Annotated in this window: 16 protein-coding genes and 1 tRNA gene; 10 read left to right on the top strand and 7 right to left on the bottom strand. The window is 47.6% G+C overall.

The features are described from left to right. Positions 1-359: 359 nt before the first annotated feature. Both AC4BAP_RS05635 and AC4BAP_RS05630 read right to left on the bottom strand, forming a co-directional pair. Positions 360-2,054, bottom strand: coding sequence for a response regulator (locus tag AC4BAP_RS05635; protein WP_490581643.1), 1,695 nt, complete (start codon positions 2,052-2,054; stop codon positions 360-362). A gap of 25 nt (positions 2,055-2,079) precedes the next feature. Continuing rightward, positions 2,080-4,515, bottom strand: coding sequence for an aminotransferase class I/II-fold pyridoxal phosphate-dependent enzyme (locus tag AC4BAP_RS05630; protein WP_490581642.1), 2,436 nt, complete (start codon positions 4,513-4,515; stop codon positions 2,080-2,082). 63 nt (positions 4,516-4,578) lie between these two features. Here AC4BAP_RS05630 and AC4BAP_RS05625 point away from each other — a divergent pair, with 63 nt between their 5' ends. Beyond that, positions 4,579-4,977, top strand: coding sequence for a DUF7793 family protein (locus AC4BAP_RS05625; RefSeq protein WP_490581641.1), 399 nt, complete (start codon positions 4,579-4,581; stop codon positions 4,975-4,977). Between the two features lie 231 nt (positions 4,978-5,208). Here the strand turns inward: AC4BAP_RS05625 and AC4BAP_RS05620 are convergent. Continuing rightward, positions 5,209-5,282: transfer RNA gene (locus AC4BAP_RS05620), tRNA-Ile, on the bottom strand. A gap of 105 nt (positions 5,283-5,387) precedes the next feature. Here AC4BAP_RS05620 and AC4BAP_RS05615 point away from each other — a divergent pair. After that, positions 5,388-6,023, top strand: a complete 636-nt coding sequence (locus tag AC4BAP_RS05615; protein WP_490581640.1) for an HAD family hydrolase — start codon at positions 5,388-5,390, stop codon at positions 6,021-6,023. Next, positions 6,010-7,302 (top strand): site-2 protease family protein, encoded by a 1,293-nt coding sequence (locus AC4BAP_RS05610; RefSeq protein WP_490581639.1) that lies wholly within the window; start codon positions 6,010-6,012, stop codon positions 7,300-7,302. The genes AC4BAP_RS05615 and AC4BAP_RS05610 overlap by 14 nt, the downstream gene beginning before the upstream one ends. Positions 7,303-7,423: 121 nt before the next feature. On the opposite strand, the gene AC4BAP_RS05605 is transcribed toward AC4BAP_RS05610, so the two are convergent. The 4 genes from AC4BAP_RS05605 to AC4BAP_RS05590 form a co-directional block, all read right to left on the bottom strand. Continuing rightward, positions 7,424-7,729 (bottom strand): rhodanese-like domain-containing protein, encoded by a 306-nt coding sequence (locus AC4BAP_RS05605; RefSeq protein ID WP_490581638.1) that lies wholly within the window; start codon positions 7,727-7,729, stop codon positions 7,424-7,426. A 3-nt stretch (positions 7,730-7,732) separates the two neighbouring features. After that, positions 7,733-9,532, bottom strand: a complete 1,800-nt coding sequence (locus tag AC4BAP_RS05600) for a T9SS type A sorting domain-containing protein (RefSeq protein ID WP_490581637.1) — start codon at positions 9,530-9,532, stop codon at positions 7,733-7,735. Between the two features lie 1,029 nt (positions 9,533-10,561). Further along, on the bottom strand, positions 10,562-11,338 hold the full coding sequence (locus AC4BAP_RS05595; RefSeq protein WP_490581636.1) for a PASTA domain-containing protein: 777 nt from the start codon (positions 11,336-11,338) through the stop codon (positions 10,562-10,564). Between the two features lie 90 nt (positions 11,339-11,428). Then, positions 11,429-14,131: a D-alanine--D-alanine ligase family protein gene (locus AC4BAP_RS05590; protein WP_490581635.1), complete on the bottom strand. Its 2,703-nt coding sequence runs from the start codon at positions 14,129-14,131 to the stop codon at positions 11,429-11,431. Between the two features lie 860 nt (positions 14,132-14,991). Between AC4BAP_RS05590 and AC4BAP_RS05585 the strand changes: the two genes are divergently transcribed. From AC4BAP_RS05585 to AC4BAP_RS05555, 7 genes are all read left to right on the top strand, one after another. Continuing rightward, on the top strand, positions 14,992-16,191 hold the full coding sequence (locus AC4BAP_RS05585; protein WP_490581634.1) for a phosphoglycerate kinase: 1,200 nt from the start codon (positions 14,992-14,994) through the stop codon (positions 16,189-16,191). 283 nt (positions 16,192-16,474) lie between these two features. Beyond that, positions 16,475-17,797, top strand: a complete 1,323-nt coding sequence (locus tag AC4BAP_RS05580) for an amidohydrolase family protein (protein WP_490581633.1) — start codon at positions 16,475-16,477, stop codon at positions 17,795-17,797. A 128-nt stretch (positions 17,798-17,925) separates the two neighbouring features. Next, entirely contained in the window at positions 17,926-18,363 is a 438-nt protein-coding gene (locus AC4BAP_RS05575; protein ID WP_490581632.1) for a hypothetical protein, read from the top strand. Positions 18,364-18,853: 490 nt separating this feature from the next. Next, a complete protein-coding gene (locus AC4BAP_RS05570) occupies positions 18,854-19,297 on the top strand; it encodes a hypothetical protein (protein ID WP_490581631.1) in 444 nt (147 codons plus the stop codon). 54 nt (positions 19,298-19,351) lie between these two features. Further along, positions 19,352-19,816, top strand: a complete 465-nt coding sequence (locus tag AC4BAP_RS05565) for a hypothetical protein (RefSeq protein ID WP_490581630.1) — start codon at positions 19,352-19,354, stop codon at positions 19,814-19,816. Between the two features lie 50 nt (positions 19,817-19,866). Further along, positions 19,867-21,480, top strand: a complete 1,614-nt coding sequence (locus AC4BAP_RS05560; protein WP_490581629.1) for a M1 family metallopeptidase — start codon at positions 19,867-19,869, stop codon at positions 21,478-21,480. Positions 21,481-22,460: 980 nt separating this feature from the next. Then, a complete protein-coding gene (locus AC4BAP_RS05555) occupies positions 22,461-23,258 on the top strand; it encodes a S1/P1 nuclease (RefSeq protein ID WP_490581628.1) in 798 nt (265 codons plus the stop codon). The last annotated feature ends 142 nt before the right edge of the window (positions 23,259-23,400 follow it).

The raw sequence follows: 23,400 nt of genomic DNA, 5'->3' as shown, positions 1-23,400 counted from the left end.
CAACCTTTTCATACACTTTACATCTATAAGTACAGGTTGCAGCGCGGCAAAGTATGGCAATAGCAGCCACCCAGCATCCTTTTAGCCGAGTACGCCCCCTCCCCTGATATACCCTGAAAACAAAACACAGCCTGGCTTTCTGAAAGCAGGTCAAAAATATGTAAGGCCGTACTGTACAGTGCTCAGCGTTGAGTAAAGCAAAATGCAGGCAAGGCCAAAAGAGATCCATCAGTAACGATGATGCCCTTCGGGGCCTGTAATTGATGGTGTTTGAATTAAAGGTGAAGAAAAGCCCCTGCTTTTGGCAGGGGCTTTTTTCATGTCGGATATCGGGTGTAATATTAACCTAAACAAGTATACTATACCCACTTTTTAAGCACCGATATCAATTCTTTATTGGTAAAGGGCTTGCACAAGTGGTCGTTCATGCCGGCATTTATACTTTTGGCAATGTCTTCCTGGTAAGCGTTGGCCGAGAAGGCCACGATCGGGCTCTCCAATTTATACTTTCGCAACCTGCCGGTGGCCTCAATGCCATCCATGCCCGGCATCTGTATATCCATAAATATCAGGTCGAATGGCTTGGAGGTGGCTATCTTTACAGCTTCTTCCCCGTTCTGAGCTGTGGTAACGGTGGCACCAAGGTTCTCCAGCACATCCTGCATCAGCAGCACGTTTATCGGATTATCATCCACAACCAGTATCTGCGTATCATCGGCTAGTTTAAAGTCAGGTTCGTATTGCTCTTCTTCAGGCTTTACGTCCATGCAGTCTGGTACGTATTTCATTTTTATCTTAAACCAGAACGTGGCCCCCTTCTGCTGCCCGGCCGGCGGACTAATGATTCCCATTTCGCCATGCATCAGGTTTACGAGCCTTTTCGAGATGGCCAGCCCCAGTCCAAAACCACCATACTTGCGCGATGTGGTCTGGTCTGATTGCGTAAAGGAATCGAAAATGATGTCCTGTTTCTCTTTAGGTATGCCAATACCTGTGTCCGTGACCTCAAATTTAAGCGTAGCGGTCCCTTCCTCCTCATCCAAAGACTCCAAAGCACCTTTTACGGTAATGCTTCCTGACTCTGTAAACTTGATGGCGTTGCTCACGAGGTTAACAAGCACCTGGTTCAGTCGCGTTGGGTCACCTACCACTACCTTAGGCACAGCGGCATCAACAGCATAGGAAAAAGTTACACCACGGTCCTCGGCCAGGTAGCGGTAAGGCTCCAGGTGCGAGGCAATGTTTTCGCGGATGTTAAACGGAATAGACTCAATGGCTATCTTGTCCTGCTCTATGCGGTGCAGGTCAAGTATATCTTTCAGCAGCTTGGATAAGGCGGTGCCGGATGTTTTGATCAGGTTTACATACTGCGCCTGTGTTTCGTTAAGCGGTGTTTCCTGAAGCAGGTGCGTAAAGCCGAGTATACCGTTCAGCGGTGTCCGGATCTCATGGCTCATACTTGAGAGGAAATGGCTTTTGGCTTCGTTTGCTGCTTCTGCTTTTTCCTTCGCCTCTTTCAGTTCCTGCTCTTTTTTCTTCAGCTCGGTAATATCCTTGGCAACGATCAGGATGCCGTCTCTTTCCTTGTTGCTGTTCATCAAAAAAGAAAAAGAACAAGAGGTAGGTATCAGATCGCCTGCACTGGTATTTAAAAGCAGCTCAATGCCCAGGCATTTGCCTTTATCCTGCAGCATATCCAGGTGGGCCTGCAGTTTTTTATTGTTCTCAGGCTTAAACACATCGGTCAGCTGCAAACCGGCAAGGTCAGAGTCGCTGTAGCCGGTGACCTCCTCAAATGCCTCGTTCGTGTTCCGGATGCTGAGGTCGTTGTTGAGCACCAGCAGCATGTCTACCACGCCCTGGTAAATGCTCTGCATAAAGTCCCTGGACACGGTTGAGTTCTTTAACTCCTGCCCCAGCATACTTACGCCGGCAATGATGGCATCCATCTCACTCCCTGTATCCGATACATCCAGCTTATAGTCGAAGTTACCATTGGCTACCTCGGCTATAAACGTCATGATCTCTTCTATTCTCTCTTTTAGGATTTCCACGGGTTCAAATTCTTTAACAAGCCGGCTACTCACTATCAACAGCAAAAGTGGCTCCCATCATTTCCATTGTAAAGTTATCTTTTGCCTGATAATATCCAACCCTCTGGTAAACAGCCGCCCCTATTCGTTTCTTTTCGATGGTAGCGGAAATGCCAAAGTTTATTTGCCGGCAACCTAATGCCAGGGCACGCCGGATAACTTCAAACAACGACTGCCTGTAGACGCCATACTCCAACAGGTAATCATAATCCATCCCGATGAGCATGGGGCTATACACCCGGTTTGCATTAATATGATTAAAGCAAACCGCCACAGGCCGCCTGTTTATACTATACTCCTCTCTAATATACAAAATCTGGAACTCCCAATGCTCACTTTCATTGATTTCCTGAAACAACTTTTCAGGGAAGAGGAATGAATTAATTGCAAAGTTATGATTCTTTACATTCTTAAACAGCTTTATGGCATAATCAAGTTCGTCTGGGGATAATCTAATTTTAACTACCGGCTCAAAAAAATGCTGCTTTCGCTTAATTTTTTGTACAAAGTGCCTTCTGCCCTTCTGCGACAGAGCACGCACATACTCCTCTTCGGATTGCCCTTGCAGCTTTTCTACCACGCAGGTCTCGGGCATTAGCATCTTTACAAAGCCCAGTTCTGCCATCAGGTCGTGCATTTGCTGGTCATCCGCATCAAAATCCCGCAACAGGATGCTGAAGGCCTGTTCCTGCTCCTGCTCTCCTGAGAGTTGCTGCAAAAGCTCCTTCACGGCCTGCTGCCAATAGGGGCTGTTACGGTCCAGGTAAAGGTGCTTGCCCTCGGTAAACAGGCTGCCAAGTATAATCCCTTTCGAAGTGAGATAGTATGGGTTGGCTTCCCGTTCAGCCTCAATGGCCCTCGACACAGACACCTGGGCAAACATGTCTTCTTTTTGCAGCGCAATTACGGCAAAGGTCATCAGCACCAGCTTTCCTTGCGGGTCTGTTATAGTATAATACCTGAACTTCCAGTTGTTTTCCGGCTGTACATTGCCACTAAAAGACCGCTCCAGCAGCCGCATACCCTCCCAGTCGAACATAGCTGTGTGCCCGAGATACTTATTCCAGAGCGCCTCATCTATACATTGGATTGTATGGTAACTGCTGGCTTTAAGCAGCTTTTCTACAGGTGCCGGCTCCGGCCGTGGTACGCAGGGCGGCAGCTTAAAGGCTTTCCTGATCTTCTCATGGGTCTGCTCTGTGGACTGCAGGGCAATTTCGAAGTTTGCTACCAGCTTGCTTACCAACTGCGCAATGTCCTCAAAGCTGTTGTTAAGCGAGATGGTAATGCGGATTCCGATGTTCTTGGCAGGCACTGCCGGAAAAGTAGCCAGGTTAACATAAATACCATCGTGCAGCAAAGCCTGCACCAGGTGGTTGCCGGTGTCCATGGTGCCCGTACCGATAAAGAAGATCGGGCTATTGCTTTCGTGCACCAGCGGCAGGTCTGTTTTCCGGAGCAACTCCTTAAAGTATGCTATCCTTTTCTGAAGCTCCTGCTGATAAGTATAAATTTCCTCGCTAAGATGGATTCTGGCTGATGCGATGGCGGCTCCCAGCGTGGCAGGCTCTAGCTGCACCGAAAAAGTAAGCGGGCCGCCAAAGTTGTTTACTTTATGGTACCATGCCTCGTTAGGGAAAAGCGACAGGCCACCACATGCCCCGAAAGCCTTGCCCAGGTTGGCTGTGAGCACCATTTTACAGTAAAGCCTGCCGTCTTCCAGCTGGCTCATTACATATCCGCTGCCATGCTTTCCTGCCCAGCTGGTGCCATGTGCATCGTCTACGTACAGGTACAGCTGCTCATACTTTTCGGCAAGCGCCACCATTTCTTTTATAGGAGCAAAATCGCCATACATGGAGTACACCCCGTCTGCCATGTACCATATCTTGTCATACTTGTTGCCGTGCTTTTTAATGAGGGCTTCAAGCATTTCGAGGTTGCTGTGGCGTATCATTTCAACGGCAACACCCTGAACCAGCAGTTTTTTTACGGCATCCTGTATGCTGGCATGCGCCTGGTGGTCCAGCACCACCATATCATTGAGCCCTACTATGCCCGGAATCGTTGTAAGGTGCGCCAGTGTGCAGTTCTTAGAGATCACGGCAGGTGCCTGGTAGATCTGTTGCACCAGTTCCTCCAGCTCGCGATACAGCGGACTGGAAACATAGGTGCGCGACATCGGAAACTGCGTGCCGTAACGCTCAATGGCTTCTATGGCGCCGCGTTTAACAGCGGCGTGGTGCTCCAGGCCAAGGTAACCACAGGTGCCGAAATGCAGAACCTGCTGCCCCTTTAGGGTCAGGTTTCCCGGACTAAGCACCTCATCTTCAGCATGAAGATGAATGATCCCTTTCTTCTTAGAAACAGATAATATAGAATTTACTGTATCTAATATGTTGTTGTGTCGAATTTTTGCCAATATATTTACTATTATTGTAAACTTGAGCGGGTAACAAAACTATAGGCCTTTACATTCACCGGAATGGGAGAATCTGAAAAAAATAGTGCATTGCATACCAAGGAGACAGCTTATTATAAGATGTTTATCCAGGACGGTATCTTGCATTTCTATTACAAAGAGATCGAGAACATGGATCTCGAAATGGCGAAAACCTGTGTAAAGGACCGCAAAGAGTTTACAAAGTATAAGTCCTATCCTTGCCTTGTGGACGTTGTGATGCTAAAAAGCTCTACAAAAGAGGCCCGCGATTATTTTGCTGTTGAAGGCAATGAAGGAATTACAGCCAACGCCATTTTAGTTAACTCTACGGCTTTTAAAATGATGGCGAACTTTTACATTATGGTAAACAAGCCAAAGAACCCCACCCGCATGTTTACTGATAAAGCAAGTGCTCTTGAATGGTTAAGCCAGTATAAGTAAATCTCCTCTAAACTTATACTTTTCAATTGGGCCTGCCCGAGACCCACCTATCTTACCTATGCTTACAGGCTTCTTTTACCTGGTGTTATCATAGTCGCCTATCTATACTGTCAGGCGGTTTGTCACTTCAAGTCTTGATTGGTTCTCCATGCCTACCAGTATTTTTCTAGAAATACGGCAAAATAAAAAAGCACTTACATCGGTCTGATATAAGTGCTTTCTTTTTTCCAGTGGGCCCACCTGGGCTCGAACCAGGGACCACCTGATTATGAGTCAGGTGCTCTAACCAACTGAGCTATAGGCCCGTTCCCTTTTTAAGTAGTACGCTTTAAAAGCGCTTCCTTTGATTTGGGAGTGCAATTTTACATATTTGCATTCAATATTTCAAATACTAATCAATTATTTTTTTCGTGGAATTCAACAAAGTTAAAAATATCATCTTCGACCTGGGCGGAGTCATCATCAACATCGATTACCATAAAAGTATACAAGAGCTTCAGAAACTGTGCGATGGCGAATGCAACGTGCAGTTCAGCCAGAAAGAGCAGTCTCATTTGTTCGATCTCTTTGAGACTGGCAACAGTTCTCCGGAAGAGTTCAGAAGGGACCTGCGCGAAACCTACCACATGCACGGTGCCACCGATGAACAGATAGACGAGGCTTGGAACGCCATGCTACTCGACATACCACAGGAGCGCATCGCCCTACTGAAAGAGCTGGGTAAAAAGTATAGAATTTTCCTGCTGAGCAACACAAACGCCATACACCTGGAGGCATTCAATAAAATTGTTGAGGAAAGTTTCTCAATCCCTAACCTCGACTCGCTTTTTGAGGAGGCTTATTATTCGCACCTGGTGGGCAAGCGCAAACCCGATGCGGCCATTTTTGAACTGATCCTGAACGAGCACGGCCTGGACAAGGACGAAACCCTATTCATCGACGACAGCATACAGCACATAGAAAGCGCGAAGGCCGTTGGCATACAAACACAGCACCTGCAGCCACCGCTTACCATAAACGAGTTCTTTGCGAATGCGGCAGTTTAGCAAGTGGCAGACATACGGGCTGCACCTGCTACTTTTCTGCATTACGCTTGTAACAACCACCCTTGCCGGCACCGAGTGGACCTTTGGCAAGTTGTACTTTTTTGGCAGAGAAGGTTTTACCTGGACAGGAAGTATAACCTGGGAGGAGTTTCTGGCTGGTCTATACTTTTCGCTGCCCTTTCTGGGGGTGCTTACCGTGCATGAGTTCGGCCACTATTTCACGGCTAAGTATTACCGCACCAAAGTTACCCTGCCCTTTTACATTCCGCTGTGGTTTGGCGTAACCTCTTCCATCGGCACAATGGGGGCCTTTATCCGGATCAAGAGCCGCATCATTTCAAGGCAGCAGTTTTTCGATATCGGCATTGCCGGGCCATTGGCGGGATTTGTGGTGGCCATACCCTTGCTGCTCTATGCCTTTACGCACCTCCCGGAACCCGAATATGTGTTTACCATACATCCGGAATACAGGCAGTTTGGGCTGGATTACGCGCAGCATGTGTATCAGGATGGCCTGGGCAACCTGGCTTTGGGCAAGAACCTGCTTTTTATACTTTTAGAGAAGTTTGTGGCAGACCCCGCACTGGTGCCAAACCAGTACGAGATGATGCATTACCCGTTACTCTTTGCCGGTTACCTGGCCCTGTTCTTTACAGCGCTTAACCTCTTGCCCATTGGCCAATTGGACGGCGGGCACATACTTTACGGACTTATAGGTTATAAGCAGTTTAACCGTATCTCCCCTATCTTTTTTGCCCTGTTTATACTTTATGCCGGGCTTGGGGTGATATCGCCGCACCGTGAGCCGCTCTGGGAAGATGACCTGCTTATACTTTTTATGCCGTTTGCCTACTGGGCCTACTGGAAACTGCTGGACAACCGCCGGTATGCCCTGGCTGCTACCATGGGTATGTTTCTGGTGCAGTATAGCCTTTCGGGTTTATTTCCGGCTTGTGAAGCATATATCTGGATGTGGCCGTTTTACCTGCTGTACCTCGTGTTTGTGCTGCAGCCTGCCACACCACACATAAAGTATACTTTATACCTGGCAGGTATCATACTTGCAGCCCAAGTCCTGATAGTAAGTTTTTACCCAGAGGCAGATGGCTACAGTGGCTGGTTATTGTTTGGCTTGCTGCTCTCAAGGGTAATGGGCCTCTTCCACCCTTCAAGTGTGATAGAGGAGCCCATAACGCTGGCCAGAAAAGTGCTGGGTATACTTGCCTTTGTGGTGTTTATACTTTGCTTCAGCCCTTCACCGTTTATCATCAGCGATTAATTTTTTCTACGATGCCCCAATAAAAAACTGGGCCGTAATCAGAGGACTGCAGAATATAATAGCAAAAGGGCAGCGTAATGAATATCACACTACCCTTTTGCCATAAATCAGTAACAGAAAATTAGCTTTTATAAGCCATAATGCCTCCAAGCAGGTTGCGCACATTGCTGAAGCCTTGCTGCTGCATAAATGCCTTGGCGGTAGCCGATCTTGCTCCTGACTTGCAGTGTACGATCACTTCCTGGTCTTTCAGGTCTTCAAGGTCTTCGAGTTGCTGAGGCAAAGTGCCCAGCGGAATATTCTTTGCCCCGGCAATGTTGGTTTCCTGGTGCTCCCAGTCTTCACGCACGTCTATAATTACAGGGGTCTCACCTTTTGCAAGGCGTTCTTTTAATTCGTCAACAGTGATGTCTGATGATGTGATCATGGCTTAGTTCAGTATGATTTTCTTCGAAATAATCGCTTTTCTTGTTTCGATACGCAAAGTATAAAATCCTGGGGCAAGATGCTCTAAAAACAGCGTTTCTCTGCCAGATTTATACTTGTGGTGGTATACTTCCTGCCCCGTTACAGAGTATATACGCAACTGCACATACTCCCCGTCGATGTGAACGCGGCCGTTTGATGGATTTGGAAATACTTTGATCCTGGCTGCTTCCATTTCCTCGGCTAAGCCAAGCGCCTCCCCTAGCAAAACAGGCCGCATCATAATGGCTCCCTGCAACTGGTTGTCAACGTTCCACTGGGTAAGGCCGGTAAACAGGAACCTGCGGCCAGTGGCATCTTCATTTCTGTCGAAGCCAATGTTCACGAACAGGTTGCCGGGTTGCTGCCAGCCAATGTAAAACGAACCGCTCACTGGCACTGCCTTGCTAAGCTGCACCTCATAAAACTCATTCAGGCGGTTGCTATATTGTATCTGAAAGTTTTGCTGGTGCAGCACCTCCCCCGGAACGCCGTTATTATCTGCCCATACTTTAAACGTCAGCGTAGTGCCGGCAAGGCTTGTGCGCACTCTCGGAAAGTATACCCTGAAGGCTGTCACCTGGTCGGGCTGGTTCAGGTCGAAACGCTGGGCCACCTGTGTGCTGCTGGACCCCGGAAGGCTAAAACCGGCCTCTGCAGTACCGTCGTCGTAGGCGTAGTAGTTGGCAAAAACAGTTTTCCGGAAGGTACTGTCGTTGGCACGCTGCAAAGGGTCGGCCTCATTGGTGTTTAACCTCACGCCATGCACCAGCACAAAGCCATTCTTATCCAGGTCGAGGTTTTCTACCCTGGGCGTACCGGTAATCACAAACTGCCTGGCATTACCCGGTATCAGCGCCTGTCCGCGCAGGAAAGTGTCGGCTGCCGTTTCATTTATTTTTCGCACAAAGCCACGCCAGCTAATGGCCCCCGGCAGTCCACCCAGGTTGTTTGCAGTGGTTTTTACTTCCTGGGCCAGTGCATCCTGCTTATTCTTAAGAAACTGCACGGCAGGCATGGCTGTGTAGTTTTTCAGCAGTTTGCTCACGCTTTGGCTAATGGCAATATCACGGGTGGCATTCTGCCCTTTCCTCCTGTTTTTATCCAGCACAATGTAGTCCACGTTCCAGACATCGGCCAGGCCGTTGCGCTGCCCTACACTCCTGAACCTGAACTGGAAATTATTATGAAAATAGCGCGTGTTATTTACTCCCACAAAAACCTGTGTAAACGGAGTGATCTCGCCTAAACCGGTTTGCCGCCATACTTCCTGCCATTGTCCGGTGTTATCTTTGAATTCCAGCAACAGGTAAACATCATTTACCCGGTCCGGTATATCCCCCAAACCGCCAGACTGCCAGTAAAAGCTCAGGTAAACGGAATCGGCTGGAGTTAGGCCACCCAAAAGTATAGGCTGTGTGGTAAGGGTGTCGGAACTACCTGTTCCGATAGAACCCGGTGCATAAGCCAGCCCGTTAGCGTTAAGGCCATCAAATGAGGCTACGTTAATGGTTATCGGGTCCTGTGCATAGCGGTTATTGATATACACTCCTCCGTTTATCCAGCGGTTTGGGTCCGGTGCCACCGAAACTGTGGCGAAGTCATCGAAAAAAGGTAAGGGCTGCGGGGCCGCAGTTTGGCGCAGGGCTTTATTTATACTTTGCGGCAAGGGCTGCTCTTCCTGCAAGGGGCTAAGCAATGCCTGTGCCGAAGCTACTATAGTACCTGCCAGTATAAAGAAGATGATGACCAGCGCTTTTTTCATAAATCAGGATATGTTCAGTTCCGTGGTGTCGCGTTTCAAAACCTTAAAATAAGCAAAGCCCCGGACTTTCGGACACTTTACTCTACTTAGTTATACTTTGTTCGGCCTATAGAAGCATTTTAGGTTATGGGCTTTTGTATAACGATAAGTTTAAAAGTATAGTACCGAGCCAAAGTGCCACTGCCTCTTCTAAGGGTAATTATAGCATATACTTTCAAGCTGATTTTCATACTTAGTCTTACTAGCCTAAAGTTACACCTTTGTTTAGTGCGCTCAAGGTGGGGATTGACACTTCTTTGCAAACGTCTGTCGCAACTGGAAACAAAGTATAAATAGTAGTGCAAAAATTCCCCGCCTTGGACAATCGAGAACGAGAGTTCGAAGATTGCGAGCGTAGCTCTGAGGGGCTAGGGGCGGTTTGACCCGGTACTGCAGAAATTCCCCTCTTGCAGACTAGCCAAAACGAGAGTTTTGAGCTAGCGAGCGTAGCTCTCAGGGGTGTGTTTACACCTTCGTAGGGACAGGTCGCGACCCAATGCCGTCAATTTAAAGGGAAAGCTCTTTCGGACTTCTCAGTCCGGAAGCTTTCTGACGGGGATTTCCTAATCCCCGTGTTACTGTAATGCGCGGACTAGGATGTCCGTAGCAACTTAAGACCCGGACAAGGATGTACGGATCAGCTTTATATGATTGTTAAGTTGAGGGCATTGGCTTTGCTCTTCGGGATTTGTTATCCGACTTGTAATCCGTATCGCTATAACAAGGTAAGATGAATGGAAGCGGATTACAAATCCTGATAGTAGCCTGCTTTCGGATTGCAAATCCGAAAGAGCTTTTGCTTTAAATTAATAGCGTTGGGTGCATACCATTCTAAACTCTTTAACTTTCTAACTCTTTAGACGCTCGCAGAAGCGGAGACCTGTCCCGGAGTATTTCGGGAACGCTGCGAGGTCATTCTACGCTCAGAGCTCATAAAACAAAAACGCCTGAACATTCCTGCTCAGGCGCTTATCATACCTTAATACTTCCTTACTCTATTCCCTCGATCGGCTCTCTGCCGGCTACCCAGAGGTCCACCAGTTCGCCAACGCGTATTTTAGCACCTACTTCGGCAAACGGACGCTGCTTTAAAACTGTGCCGTCTGGTTTGTCGCTACCCTGAACGTAGATGATATTTCCGATCTGAAGCCCCTGGCCTACCAACAGTACCGTTGCCTCATCTACAGGCATACCTACCACAGAAGGCATTTCAAATTCAGCATTGCCAAGGCCATCGCCAACATGCAGATCAACAACAGAGCCTTTTGGTATAAGTTCTCCTGGCTTAACCTCTTTTCCATTTACAAACTGCTTCAGGATAGCGCCCTGCTGCAGGTCCGGAACATAAGTAAGCTTTCCTTTTTTAAGGTCGTAGCTTTTAAGTATAAGCTCCGCATTCTTCACCGAACCGTCGATCAGCTTAGGCATCTTGATCATCGGTGGGTTCTTCATGTTAATGGAGATGTAGATCTTACGGCCCTCTTTTACCTTGGCACCCGGCGCAGGGTCCTGCGTCAGGATCTGGAAAGGCTTCAGGTCGGGCTTGTAAGTAGAGTCGTTGATGTAGTAAAGCAGGTCCTGGTCTTCCAGCAACTCCTCAGCATCGGCCAACTGCATCCCTTCTATTTTAGGCACCGAAATGCTCTCGCCGTGGTTGGTAGTGGAAGGCAGGTAAACATAAAAGAAGCCAATCACCAGCACCAATACAATGACTGCCATCACGGCCAGATGTTTCAGAACATCTACAAATGAATTCGTTTTGAACATTTTTCTTTAGACAATAGACGTTAGACAACAGACATAAGACTTTGCTCTGTTCTATCTCTAACTTTTTAACTTTATAACTCTCTAATTCAATTAGGCTTCTGCTTTCATTTTAGTGCGTTCCATGCCATACTGCAGAATGCGATCAATGAAGTCGTATGGTTTGTAACCGTTTATAGCCGTCTGGTGGAAAATACAGGTGGCAGGTGTCATGCCCGGAAGCGAATTCACCTCGATGATGACTGTTTCTACCTCGTCGTTTTCCAGCACACGCACAAATGCATCAATTCGGGCATAGCCCTCAATGTTCAGAATCTGGGCTACATGCTTCAGGTCTTCCTTCACTTTGTCAGAGATTTTCTGGCGACGCTCAGCATCAGTAGCATAACGCGCAGGCGTGATATTTTGTCCTTCTCCAGCCAGGAATTTTTCTTCAAGCGATAGCACCTCCCCTTCTGCCAGTGCTTCCGATGCCTCAAACACCTCGTAGTCTACCGTGCCATCCGGGGCATACTTGGTAAGCAAACCGCCCGTGATCTCCAGGAAGTGCTTAGCGCCGTTTTTCGTGATAAGCGTTTCTACCAGGAAGCCCAGCTTGTTCGGGAACTCCTCTTTAAACCCTAACGAAAGCGTCTGGGCGCATTCCATGTCCAGCTCCTCCATCTCACGGAAGATAAGCTTGGTAAAGGCCTCCAGTTCCTGGCGGTTCTTGATCTTTTTCACGGCAGAGCTGCAACCATCGTCGGCTGGTTTGGCAATGAACGGGTACGAAAACTCACGCTCTATACCCTGGAAGAAAGCCTCCGGGTCGTTCAGCCAGTCCTGCTTAAAGGCCATGGCATGCTTGGCCACCGGTACCCCATGCTGGGCCAGAATCTCGTTCGTCTCATACTTGTTAATGGTAATGCGCGACGAGCGTATACCCGAGCCGTTGTATGGGATGTGCAGTTTCTCCAGTTCGGTTTGCAGGGCACCGTCCTCGCCGGGTCTGCCGTGCAGGGCAATGAACACGGCATCTACCAGGTTTTTAAGCTGGCTGTACGAAATGCGCTGCGGCTCCTGCAGGCTGCGGCCTGTATACTTTTTCGTTATACTTTCTGCTTCTTTGGCAATCTCGGCCAGTACCGGGTGCGGCTTGCCGCCTTGCTCAAAGTAGTGTACTTTCTCTTTGATGTCGTCTGCGTTATCCTTCAGCATGATGTTGATCGGGATAGTGTACAAACGATGCTCCTCGTTGCTGCCTGTCAGGAAGATTGGCAGTGGCTCATACTTGGTAGATGATGAAAGCTTTTCGTAAATATTACGGCCACTCTCCACCGAAATATGGCGCTCTGAAGAGTAACCACCCATGATCACACCCACACGAATCTTCTCGGCGCGGTGCGCCTGTTCTTCACGTATAGCCTTGTCCAGCTGGTTCAGCAATCGCGTCAGCTTCACGGTGTCTTTTCCGGTTTTCAGACGCTCTGCAATGGAGGTGCGGATGATATAGGTCAGGAACTGCGACGGGTTAAGGCCAATTTCAGCTGCCTGGTGGAAGAAAAATGACGACGGCAACATGCCTGATGTTGTGTTCGGGTCATTCAGGAAAATCTCGCCACTGTCGGTGATAAAACCATCCAGACGGGCATATACGTTAAAGCCGAAATCTTTGAACAGCTTGCTCGTAGCCTTGCGTATCTGCTGAATCTGCTCAGTCGGCAGGTTTATCGGTGTGATTTTACGGCTCAGGCCCGGAAGGTACTTGGAACGGTAATCGAACACCTCGCTGCCCTTCACGATCTCGGTTGGCGGCAAGGCAATCGGGTTGCCGGCTTCGTCCTGTACTACAATACAAGAGAACTCCTTACCCTGTATAAAGGCCTCTACCAACACCTGCTGCTCGTGCTCAATGTTGGTAAGCGTTAAGCTGTCGGTGGCTGTTGTATTGAAAGTATGGTTGATCTTGTTCAGCAGTTCTTCCGGGTGGTACACAATGGTGCCATCCTCAAGCATTACCGGCATACCGATACCCTCTCGTATGTCTACCAGTTGCTTCATGCTCACGAGCTGCTTCTCCTGCCCCATCGCCAGCCACTGGCTCTTGTAAATGGTTTTGGTGAAGAAACTGCGCTCTACGGCTGCCTCAAAAGTCTCAAAATTATTTTCCTTAATGATGGATACACCAATGGACGAACCCTGATGCGGTGCTTTTAACACCAACGGCAATCCAAGCGCCTCCACCAAAGTATGGAATATCTGCTCGCGCTGCTCCTGTTTCGCCCAGTCGGCATACTGTATAGTGCGGTAGTCTGGTGTGGCAAAGCCGTTCTGCTTCAGCAGTTCTTTCTGTGCAGCCTTGTCGATACCAATGGCCGACGGAAGTATACCTGAGCCAGAGTAAGGAATGTGGTACCACTCCAGCAATCCCTGAATAGAGCCATCTTCGCCGTAGGGCCCGTGCAGGGCCAGGAAAGCAAACTCAAAATGTTCTTTAAACTCGTTCGGCTGCAAGCGCTTACCAGCCTTGGCAATGATCTTGTCCTGCTCCTTGATGCTCAGCTCACCCAAAGACTCCAGGTAGATCTGCAAGCCATGCTCGCTTTCTGGCAAAGCCTCTACCGGTGGGTAAAAGTCGCGGATGGTGCCTTTGTAAATAAATTGCCAGTCTAGAAGTATAAAGTTGCCCAGGCTGTCAACAAACACGGGTACAGGCTCGAACAGGGCCTTATCCAGATTATCGTATACCGTACGGCCACCTGCAAAGGAGATTTCACGCTCACGAGATGGTCCGCCGAAGATTATTCCTACTTTCATTAATGCAAAGGTAATAATTAGAGGGGCTTTTTACCTATAAAGTTCTAAGCTGCTATTCTAGTTCAATTTTAGGTTTTATCAAAGTATAGCGGGGATTTATAGTTTATAGTATGGATTGTGGTTTAGATCAGGTTGTTTTGTCTGACTAACGAGCAGGAGTAATTGCCATGAGCCATGCTGTCCATTACTCGCCTTAATATCTAGCACCGTTCTTCCTCAGTCTTACTTGCCTATAGTTTCACTTCTGGCTTTGGTGCGCTCAAGGCCGCGTGGCCTCGCCTTTTCGCATCGCGCTGCTTTCGCTTCCTTTGCTCCTAACGTCGCAATGCCTCGCTCGCGCTCGTCACCGGAACCTCTCGAGGCGCTCAACGCAAAGGCTGGGATTGACACTTCTTCGGCAACGAACGTTGCAACAGGCAAGCAAAGTATAAATTTGATTCGTAGGGACAGGTCGCGACCTGTCCGAGGAACAGCTGAAGCAATGAAACTTGCATCTCAAATAAGCAACAGTGAAGATTCCCCTCTTGAGAGGGGTGCAGGGGTGTGTTTACACCTGCAAACTTAATCGCATGTAGAAAACCCCATGTTAAAGACTGTCCAAAACCCCGTGCATTTTTACAATTCAGTAGTACCGGGTCCAACCACCCCTGCCCCTCCTTGTCCAAGGAGGGGAGCTCTTACCTGCTTAGACAAGGAGGGGCATGGACGGTTTGATTTGACCCGGTATAGCAGAAAAACAATCATCAACCAACAATCAACAATCAAGAATTAACATTTCACTATATTTGTTTCTCCGAAGATTTAAGGCAACAAAATCTGTCGGAACAACGAACAACGAGTAACATAACCCAAATCACCTCATGAAAACCGTAGACCAATATAACTTTGCCGGCAAAAAGGCATTGGTGCGTGTCGATTTTAACGTGCCTCTTGACGAAAAACACAACATCACCGACGATACGCGCATCCGTGCGGCTGTGCCAACTATCCGAAAGATCATGAACGATGGCGGCGCAGTTATCCTGATGTCGCACCTGGGCCGCCCTAAAAACGGACCTGAGGAAAAGTATTCGCTGCGCCACCTGGCCGACAGACTGGCCGATGAGTTTGACACCGTTGTGCGCTTTGCCGACGATGCCATTGGTGCCGAAGCCCAGCAACTGGCCGCTGAACTGAAGCCAAGAGAAATACTATTGCTGGAGAACCTGCGTTTCCATAAGGCAGAAGAAAAAGGTGACCCTGCCTTTGCAGAGGAACTGGCTAAACTTGGCGATGTGTACGTGAACGATGCCTTCGGTACAGCACACCGCGAGCATGCCTCTACAGCTGTAATTGCGCGCTACTTCCCGAAGGATAAAGTGATGGGCTACGTAATGCAGGCTGAACTTGATAATGCCAGCCGTGTGCTGGACAATGCCGAAAGACCTTTCACGGCTATTATGGGTGGTGCCAAGATCTCGGACAAGATCATGATCATCGAGCAGCTGATGGACCGCGTGGACAACCTGATAATCGGTGGCGGCATGTCTTATACTTTTATTAAAGCCGACGGTGGCGATATTGGCTCGTCGCTAGTGGAGATGGACAAGCTTGACTTGGCTGCCCGCCTTATGAAAATGGCCCGCGAAAAAGGCGTTAGGTTGATGATCCCGGTTGATTCTGTGGTAGCCGATGACTTCAGCAACGATGCCAATGTAGACACTTGCCTGAGTCACCACATTAAACCAATGTGGATGGGTCTGGACATTGGCCCGGAGGCTCGCGACCAGTACGCCGAGGTAATCAAGAACTCTAAAACCATACTTTGGAATGGCCCGATGGGTGTGTTCGAGATGTCTAACTTCTCGGTAGGCACCGAGGCTGTGGCCGAGGCAGTTGTAGAGGCAACACGCCGTGGCGCTTACTCACTTATTGGCGGCGGCGACTCAGCAGCAGCCGTTAACCAGTTGGGCTACGCTGACCGTGTATCGTATGTATCTACGGGTGGCGGTGCGCTGCTGGAGTACATGGAAGGACGCACCTTACCAGGTGTAGCTGCCCTGGAGCGTGACGATTACTAAGAATTTATACTTTAGATTATATAACAAACTCCCCTGCTGCTGCAAAGTGGCAGGGGAGTTTTGTTTTTACCAACCTGAAGCCTTTTCCAAATATTCTTCAGCTTCACAAGTATGCTTTTAAGGTATGACTGATGCCAAAAGTCCACATAAAATTTGTATATTAGCTTCTGACACTAAGGCCAAACGGCTTTCCCTATTCCTATAAAGCAATCTATTTGTAAGCTATACTATACAAGTCAGGCTATTTTTTATTCAATCATACTTGCCAAAAACCTGATACACGATGTCAAAACTTCTTTTACCCCTATTTATCTTCTTTATCGCTCCATTACTACTTAACGCCCAGAATCCGCAGACTTACCTCATAAAAGCAGGCAAATTATTCGACTCTGAGAAAGGAGTATTTGTGAAGTCGCAGGATATCCTGGTAGAAGGAAACGCAATAAAGGAGGTTGGCAAAAACATTAAAACGAATAGTACAGTCAAAATAATTGACCTGACGGATTACACAGTAATCCCCGGGCTGATTGATTCTCATACCCACTTACTTACAGACCTGGCCCAGGACAACAACACCATTGGAGGCACTGTAGAGTATATTACAACCCAGGATGGCGCCTATCGTTCCCTCAGAAGCGTTCAGTTCCTGGAGTCATACTTAGCTGCTGGGTTCACCTTTGTAAAAGACTTGGGTAACTCCGGAATGTTTCTGGATATCTCTTTAAGAAAAGCTATCGACAAAGGTTTTGTGAAAGGACCCAGAATGTTTGCTTCCGGCCCCATACTTAGTTCTGTGGGAGGTCAGTTTCCCGGCTTATCGCATGAGTATGGCCATTTGGCAGCAACTGAATACCGGATTATAAAGAGCCCAGACGATGCCCGTTTTGCTGTTAGGGAGCACATTAACTATGGTGCCGATCTGATAAAAATCTGTGCTGACAATTCGCCTAACAATACCGCGTTAACCCGTGAAGAGATGCAGGCTATTGTGGAGATGGCTCATGGATTTGGCAAGAAGGTAACGGCACACGCAAACAGCCCTGCATCCATCACAAATGCTGTACTGGCTGGAGTTGACGGCATAGAGCATGGCTACAGAATAGACGATGCTACGCTGGCACTGATGGCAAAACACAATGTGTACCTTGTTCCGACAGATTACCATGTGGCCCCCATCGGTGTTGAATACCATAAAAAGGGCGGTTGGACAGATGAGCAGACAAACCAGTTCAAAGCTACTTTAAATAACAGACTAAAATCAGCTGAAAAGCATAATGTAAAAGTTGTGTTTGGCTCTGATATTTACATTGATTTTGAAATACCACGTGGAGATGCCTCAAAAAATGTATTTAAAGCCTACCTGGATGCAGACATTTCTCCGGAGAAAATATTGCAGTATGCGACAGTAAATGCTGCCGAGTTTATAGGGGTTAAAGATAAGTTGGGAGTTATAAAACCGAATGCATTAGCAGACATTGTTGCCTTTAAAGGAGACCTTGAAAAAGATTTTAACAGCATTTTTAATAAAGCAGACTTTGTTGTGAAGCATGGCGAAATCATGATTAATAAAACCCAGCCATCACATGGTACGGTTAGTAAAAAGTAAGCTCATTTTAACCTGATAGTCGGATGTTTAACTGGCTATACTGGGTGTTCGGGAGAGTAACTTGTTTAGCCCACTAATTAGAAGATGTAACTATTCTATACTTCCTTAATTCATACATTCACTATCTCATGAACCTACATGACTTTAAAGCGGAACTGGAGAACTGGAAGTTTACCAGGTATAAAGCCATAAATTTTGCAATTGGATTGTCTGCGTTGCTTATTTACGAGTTTTTTGGCCGGCCCATCTACCGCCTTTATATCTACCAACACAACATAAACGATTTCCATGTAGCCGATACCTTGGGCAACACGCTGGGCACCTTGGCAACCCTGTTCTTTTTAACTGCATTGCTGTCTAAGGGTACTGCTAAAGGCAATTACCTAATAAAACTGGGTACATTTAGCGTGGTGCTATTCGAACTTGCACACCCCTTATTGGGCAAACCAATAGACATCTGGGATATTGCCGCAACCATACTAACAGGCCTTGTAAGTTATGTGGTTTATAACGCTATATTCCGGAAAAGCCGCTTAAGCCAGGAAACTATAGCCCGTGAAGTATAAAACTGCACCTTAAGAGGTATTTGTAAAGGATTCAGTAAAAAACGTCAAACGGCTTCGAGATTAAAAACAGCGCGAGATAATTTGTATATTTAACTCAGGTTGCGATTTACTATAAACCAGGCAGGTATAAACCCACCCTTGGCACCTCCCAAGAGTAGGGCCGTTTCATTCTAGTAAATTACACGGTAATGGCGCGTGCGTCCTCGCTCGTGTCGGACTATGGCTGGGCCTCTGGCCCAGTTGGATTGCAAATCCAACGGTATAATAAGTCACGGATCACAGATCCGCGCCAGCAAAAAATAGAATGAAACGGCCCTACTCTTGGGAGGGGTCAAGGGTGGGTCAATCGTACATGAGTTCTTAGTACCATAATCGTGCAAGCATAGGCTGGTATTTATTACCTGAAAACGGGAAATTTACTTAACTTACTATACTTCAAACAGTGCCCTAGGTAAGTAATGACAATAGATCGCCTTAAAAATCAACACATATGAATCCTGTTCTTAAAGGTATTTTGGCAATTATAGCTGGTCTTGTGATCGGCAGTGCCGTTAACATGGCAATAATTATGGTTAGCGGTTCCATTATACCACCACCCAACGGAGCCGACGTAACCACATCAGAAGGATTAAAGGCAACCATGCACCTCTTCGAGCCAAAGCATTTTATTTTCCCGTTTCTGGCGCATGCGCTGGGTACCTTTGCGGGTGCCCTTGTAGCTGCCCTGATCGCTGCCAACCATAAAATGAAGTATGCGCTTGGCATAGGACTATTTTTCCTGGCCGGGGGCATCGCCAGTGTTTTCATGTTACCTTCTCCGGTATGGTATACTTTTGTTGATCTGATCGGGGCCTACATTCCGATGGCCTGGCTGGCAGCTAAGCTAGCCCTCAGCATACAAGGTAAAGCCGCAAACAGAAAGCTGGCAGCTTAAAGTATAGCTGAACATACCAGCCAAAACTTATACCCAAAAACCTAACCTGTTCCCATGGAAATCACAGACCTATGTATAAAACCAGACACTGAACGGCACTTTAAATTTAGGAAGCGACTGCTTGAACTCGATAAGTTGGTGCATGAGTTAAAGAAATGGCCACTTACTCCGGATGCAATAAGCCATGTTAATGAAAATATCGAACAGGTGAACTCGTTTTCCGGACCTGACCATGCCTTACAGAAATTGGTAAAAAGCACTCAGAAAAGTATACTTAAGATGCTCGAGAAAGACCTCCGGATTGTGCCTAAACACCATTACCGTAATTTATGGATGGCGCTTGGGATGTCGGTTTTCGGGTTGCCGTTGGGGGTAGCCTTTGGGGCAAGCCTGAGTAACATGGCCTTTCTTTCTATTGGTTTGCCGATAGGCATGTCGGTTGGCATGGCTGTTGGTGCAGGTATGGATAAAAAGGCAGCGGCCGAGGGAAGGCAACTCGACTTTGAACTGAAGTACTAAGCTCCCGAACAGGATTGATTTTACAGTAATTCTACCTAACTACTTTACCTATGAAAAGACACCTCTTTGCTATACTTCTGGCCATTGGTAGCCTCTCCGCCAACGCCCAGGATGACAACTGGACCTGGGGTGGCCCTATAGACCCGGCACAGGCTGCTTACGATGTAAAGCATTATACTTTGAACCTGGCCATTGACCCCGACAACAGATCCATTGCCGGCTGGGCTGAGGCTACGGTTGCCATCGTATCGCCTATAGATCACATCAAACTGGACCTGATAGACAGGTATAAGGTTAGCGAAGTATGGGTAGATGGCAAGAAAGCTAAGTATACCCGCAGCAAAGACGGACTGGATGTAGAGTTGAAGAAAAGGTATGAGCCGGGGCAGCGGGTAAAGGTAAAGGTTAGTTACGCTGGCGTTACGCCGGAGGCTGTTCGTCCGCCGTGGCAGGGTGGTTTTACTTTTGCCAAAGATGCCAATGGCAAGCATTGGGTGGGTCTATCGTCGCAGAACGAGGGCGCTAAAATCTTTATGCCCTGCAAAGACCATCCATCCGACGAGCCCGACGAAGGTGTAGACCAGTTCATCTCTGTTCCAGTACCCTACAAAGTAGCTGCGAATGGTGTGTTGGTTTCTGAGAAAAAAGCTAAGAACCAGGTTACCTACCACTGGAAAACCGATTATACCATCAACAACTATAACATCAACTTTACGCTAGGCGATTTTGTGCAGGCCCGGCAAAACTATATTACCGTTAATGGCAATACGGTACCCATGGTAATTTACCTGCTCCGCCAGAACGAAGCCAGGCTGCCCGAGCTGATGGCTGTGCTGGAGAACAGCGTGAAAACGCAGGAAAAATACTTTGGCGAGTACCCTTTCCCGAAAGACAAGATTGGAATTGTAGAAACGCCATACCTGGGCATGGAACACCAGACCATAAATGCCTATGGCAACAACTATAAGTTTACCAAAGTAGGCGACGCTACCCACGACTGGCTGCTGCACCACGAGCTGGGTCACGAGTGGTGGGGCAACAAAGTAAGCGTGCGGGATTGGGCCGATTTCTGGATCCAGGAAGGGCTTTGCACCTACGGCGACTGGCTGTTTATTGAAGAACACGGTGGCCATGAGGCTTATCTGAAGCATGTACAACAGATTGGCAGAGGCATCCGAAACCAGCAACCCATTATTGTGAAAGAGTTTGCTACTTCGGATGAGGCTTACCATGGTGAAATCTATACCAAAGGTGCCTACTTGATGCACACGGTACGGTATATTTTAGGCGATGATGTTTTCTTTAAGGCGATTAAAGGCTTTATTAACGACCCGGCATATACTTATGCCAATCAGGTAAAGACATTTGATTTGCAGAACTACATTAATACCAACTCGGATTACAACATCACGCCAGTCTTTGACATGTACCTGCGCACCACGGAAATACTAGAAGTTGTCGTGAAGCAAACCGGAGATCAAACGCATACCATCCAGATCCCGAACATCAGCTTTACACTGCCTATGGATGTAAAAACCGACACTGGCACACAGCGCATGGAACTGTCTGCAGAGCCAGTTACGGTAACATCTAAAACAGCACCTATGGTAGATGAAAAGGGTTGGTATTTGAAAAAGGTTAAGGTTGAGAAGCGGAGTAGTTAGGAGGTGTGATTTGGGTTTAAAAGTGGGGCTAGTTGCCAATGCCCTTGAAGCTATACTCGCTGACTCCGAAATCTCATTTTTCAAATGTCAAAATGCACCTCTATTCACCTGTGAACATAGTAGTTTATATCTTTATTTTAAATTATGAAAAGTCTTGGGGAGTAAAGGCAAGTTTATCAATTGATATAACAGGTAGTTTTTTTGATAAAGCTACTCACTCTAAGCAGACTTTCACCTCGCCGGCTGGGCCCTACTTTTTTTCTTGACAAAAAAAGTAGGCAAAAAAGTCAAGACAATTTTGTTTGTCGAGGGCCCCTACCCCCACTCGCTGAACGCTCAGACAAAAAATTGTCGCTGTGCACATGGGTAGCGCTCTTACTATGTATAAGCGTAAAAAACACACCCCTTCACCCCTCTCAAGAGGGGAATCTCTGCTGTTACCGGGTCATACCATCCCTGCCCTCAGAGCTACGCTCGCAATCTTCGAACTCTCGTTCTCGATTGTCCAAGGCGGGGAGTTTCTGCAGTCGCATATTTGAGTTGCGAGTTTCATAGCTATCGGTATTCCTCGGACAGGTCGCGACCTGTCCCTACAAATCAGAATTTATACTTGGTAGCTAGTTGCGACAGACGTTTACCAAGAAGTGTCAATCCCAGCCTTTGGGTTGAGCGCCTCGAGAGGTTCCGGTGACGAGCTTCAGCGAGGCATTGCGACGTTAGGAGCAAAGGAAGCGAAAGCAGCGCGATGCCCGAAGGCGAGGCCGCCCGGCCTTGAGGGCACCAAAGCCCAAGATAAAACTGTAGGTAAGTAAAACTGAGGAATGCAACCAGCTAGATAGAAAGGCGGAAATAATACCTTCTATAGTCAAAAACCTTTTCCGCACATACAATCAACTATACTTCCTCAACAAAACAAACTATTTCAAAGCCATAAAAAAATCCCGACCTTTGCGGCAACTAACCAAGAAACACAAATCAAAATGGCTTTAAACTTCCTGAAGAGAATTTTCCTGATCGGGTGCATTTTATACTTGCCATCGCAGGCAATGGCCTGGGGCATGCTGGGTCACCGCGTTGTTGGCGAGATCGCGGAGCGCAACCTTAGCTGCAAGGCAAAGAAAAACATAAAGAAAATACTTGGCAACGAGTCGTTGGCCATCGCCAGCAACTGGGCCGACTTCATCAAATCTGACCCAGCTTACGACTACCTTGGGCCGTGGCACTACATTAACTTTAAGGAAGGCCTGACACTGGATGAGTTTACTGCCAGCATCATGCAGGATACTTCTACTAACGTGCATACCAAGCTGAACATGATGGCAGCTGAGTTGAAAAACAATAAGAGCCTGCCTATGGCCAAAAAGCAAATGTACCTGCGCCTGATCATCCATATGGTAGGCGATATTCACCAGCCCATGCATGCCGGCAGACCAGAGGATTTAGGCGGTAACCGTGTAAGGCTTACCTGGTTTAATACGCCAACCAATTTGCACAGAGTTTGGGATGAGCAGCTGATCGAGTACCAAAACCTAAGCTACACCGAGTACGCCACTGCACTTAACTTTACAAACAAATCGCAGCGCCGCGCCTGGCAGCAGGCCCCGGTTAGCAACTGGATCTACGAGTCGTACCAGATCGCTGAGAAACTGTATGCTGGCGTAAAGCCGGAAGATAAGCTTGGCTACCGCTACAATTTCGACCACGTGGATACAATGAACGAAAGGCTGCTGATGGGCGGCATTCGCCTGGCTGGTTTGCTGAATGAAATTTTTGGATAAGAATATACCTGATCTACAAGAAAACATGAATCATCCCGAACTTTTTAACCTAGAGTAATAGCTAAGTTCGTCGAAGAGGTTGGCCAGTGCCAATCGGATGCGGTAAAGCGGCGTGGGAGTGTTCCTGCACCGCTTTCCTGTT

It is taken from the genome of Pontibacter sp. GD7, from assembly GCF_058216375.1.
This window is presented reverse-complemented; position numbering and strand designations above follow the sequence as displayed.

Coding starts and splice junctions, on each gene's coding strand:
- AC4BAP_RS05625 (WP_490581641.1), top strand. CDS start 4,579: ATGGGAGAATCTGAAAAAAATAGTGCATTGCATACCAAGGAGACAGCT.
- AC4BAP_RS05610 (WP_490581639.1), top strand. CDS start 6,010: ATGCGGCAGTTTAGCAAGTGGCAGACATACGGGCTGCACCTGCTACTT.
- AC4BAP_RS05605 (WP_490581638.1), bottom strand. CDS start 7,729: ATGATCACATCATCAGACATCACTGTTGACGAATTAAAAGAACGCCTT.
- AC4BAP_RS05600 (WP_490581637.1), bottom strand. CDS start 9,532: ATGAAAAAAGCGCTGGTCATCATCTTCTTTATACTGGCAGGTACTATA.
- AC4BAP_RS05595 (WP_490581636.1), bottom strand. CDS start 11,338: ATGTTCAAAACGAATTCATTTGTAGATGTTCTGAAACATCTGGCCGTG.
- AC4BAP_RS05590 (WP_490581635.1), bottom strand. CDS start 14,131: ATGAAAGTAGGAATAATCTTCGGCGGACCATCTCGTGAGCGTGAAATC.
- AC4BAP_RS05585 (WP_490581634.1), top strand. CDS start 14,992: ATGAAAACCGTAGACCAATATAACTTTGCCGGCAAAAAGGCATTGGTG.
- AC4BAP_RS05580 (WP_490581633.1), top strand. CDS start 16,475: ATGTCAAAACTTCTTTTACCCCTATTTATCTTCTTTATCGCTCCATTA.
- AC4BAP_RS05575 (WP_490581632.1), top strand. CDS start 17,926: ATGAACCTACATGACTTTAAAGCGGAACTGGAGAACTGGAAGTTTACC.
- AC4BAP_RS05570 (WP_490581631.1), top strand. CDS start 18,854: ATGAATCCTGTTCTTAAAGGTATTTTGGCAATTATAGCTGGTCTTGTG.
- AC4BAP_RS05565 (WP_490581630.1), top strand. CDS start 19,352: ATGGAAATCACAGACCTATGTATAAAACCAGACACTGAACGGCACTTT.
- AC4BAP_RS05560 (WP_490581629.1), top strand. CDS start 19,867: ATGAAAAGACACCTCTTTGCTATACTTCTGGCCATTGGTAGCCTCTCC.
- AC4BAP_RS05555 (WP_490581628.1), top strand. CDS start 22,461: ATGGCTTTAAACTTCCTGAAGAGAATTTTCCTGATCGGGTGCATTTTA.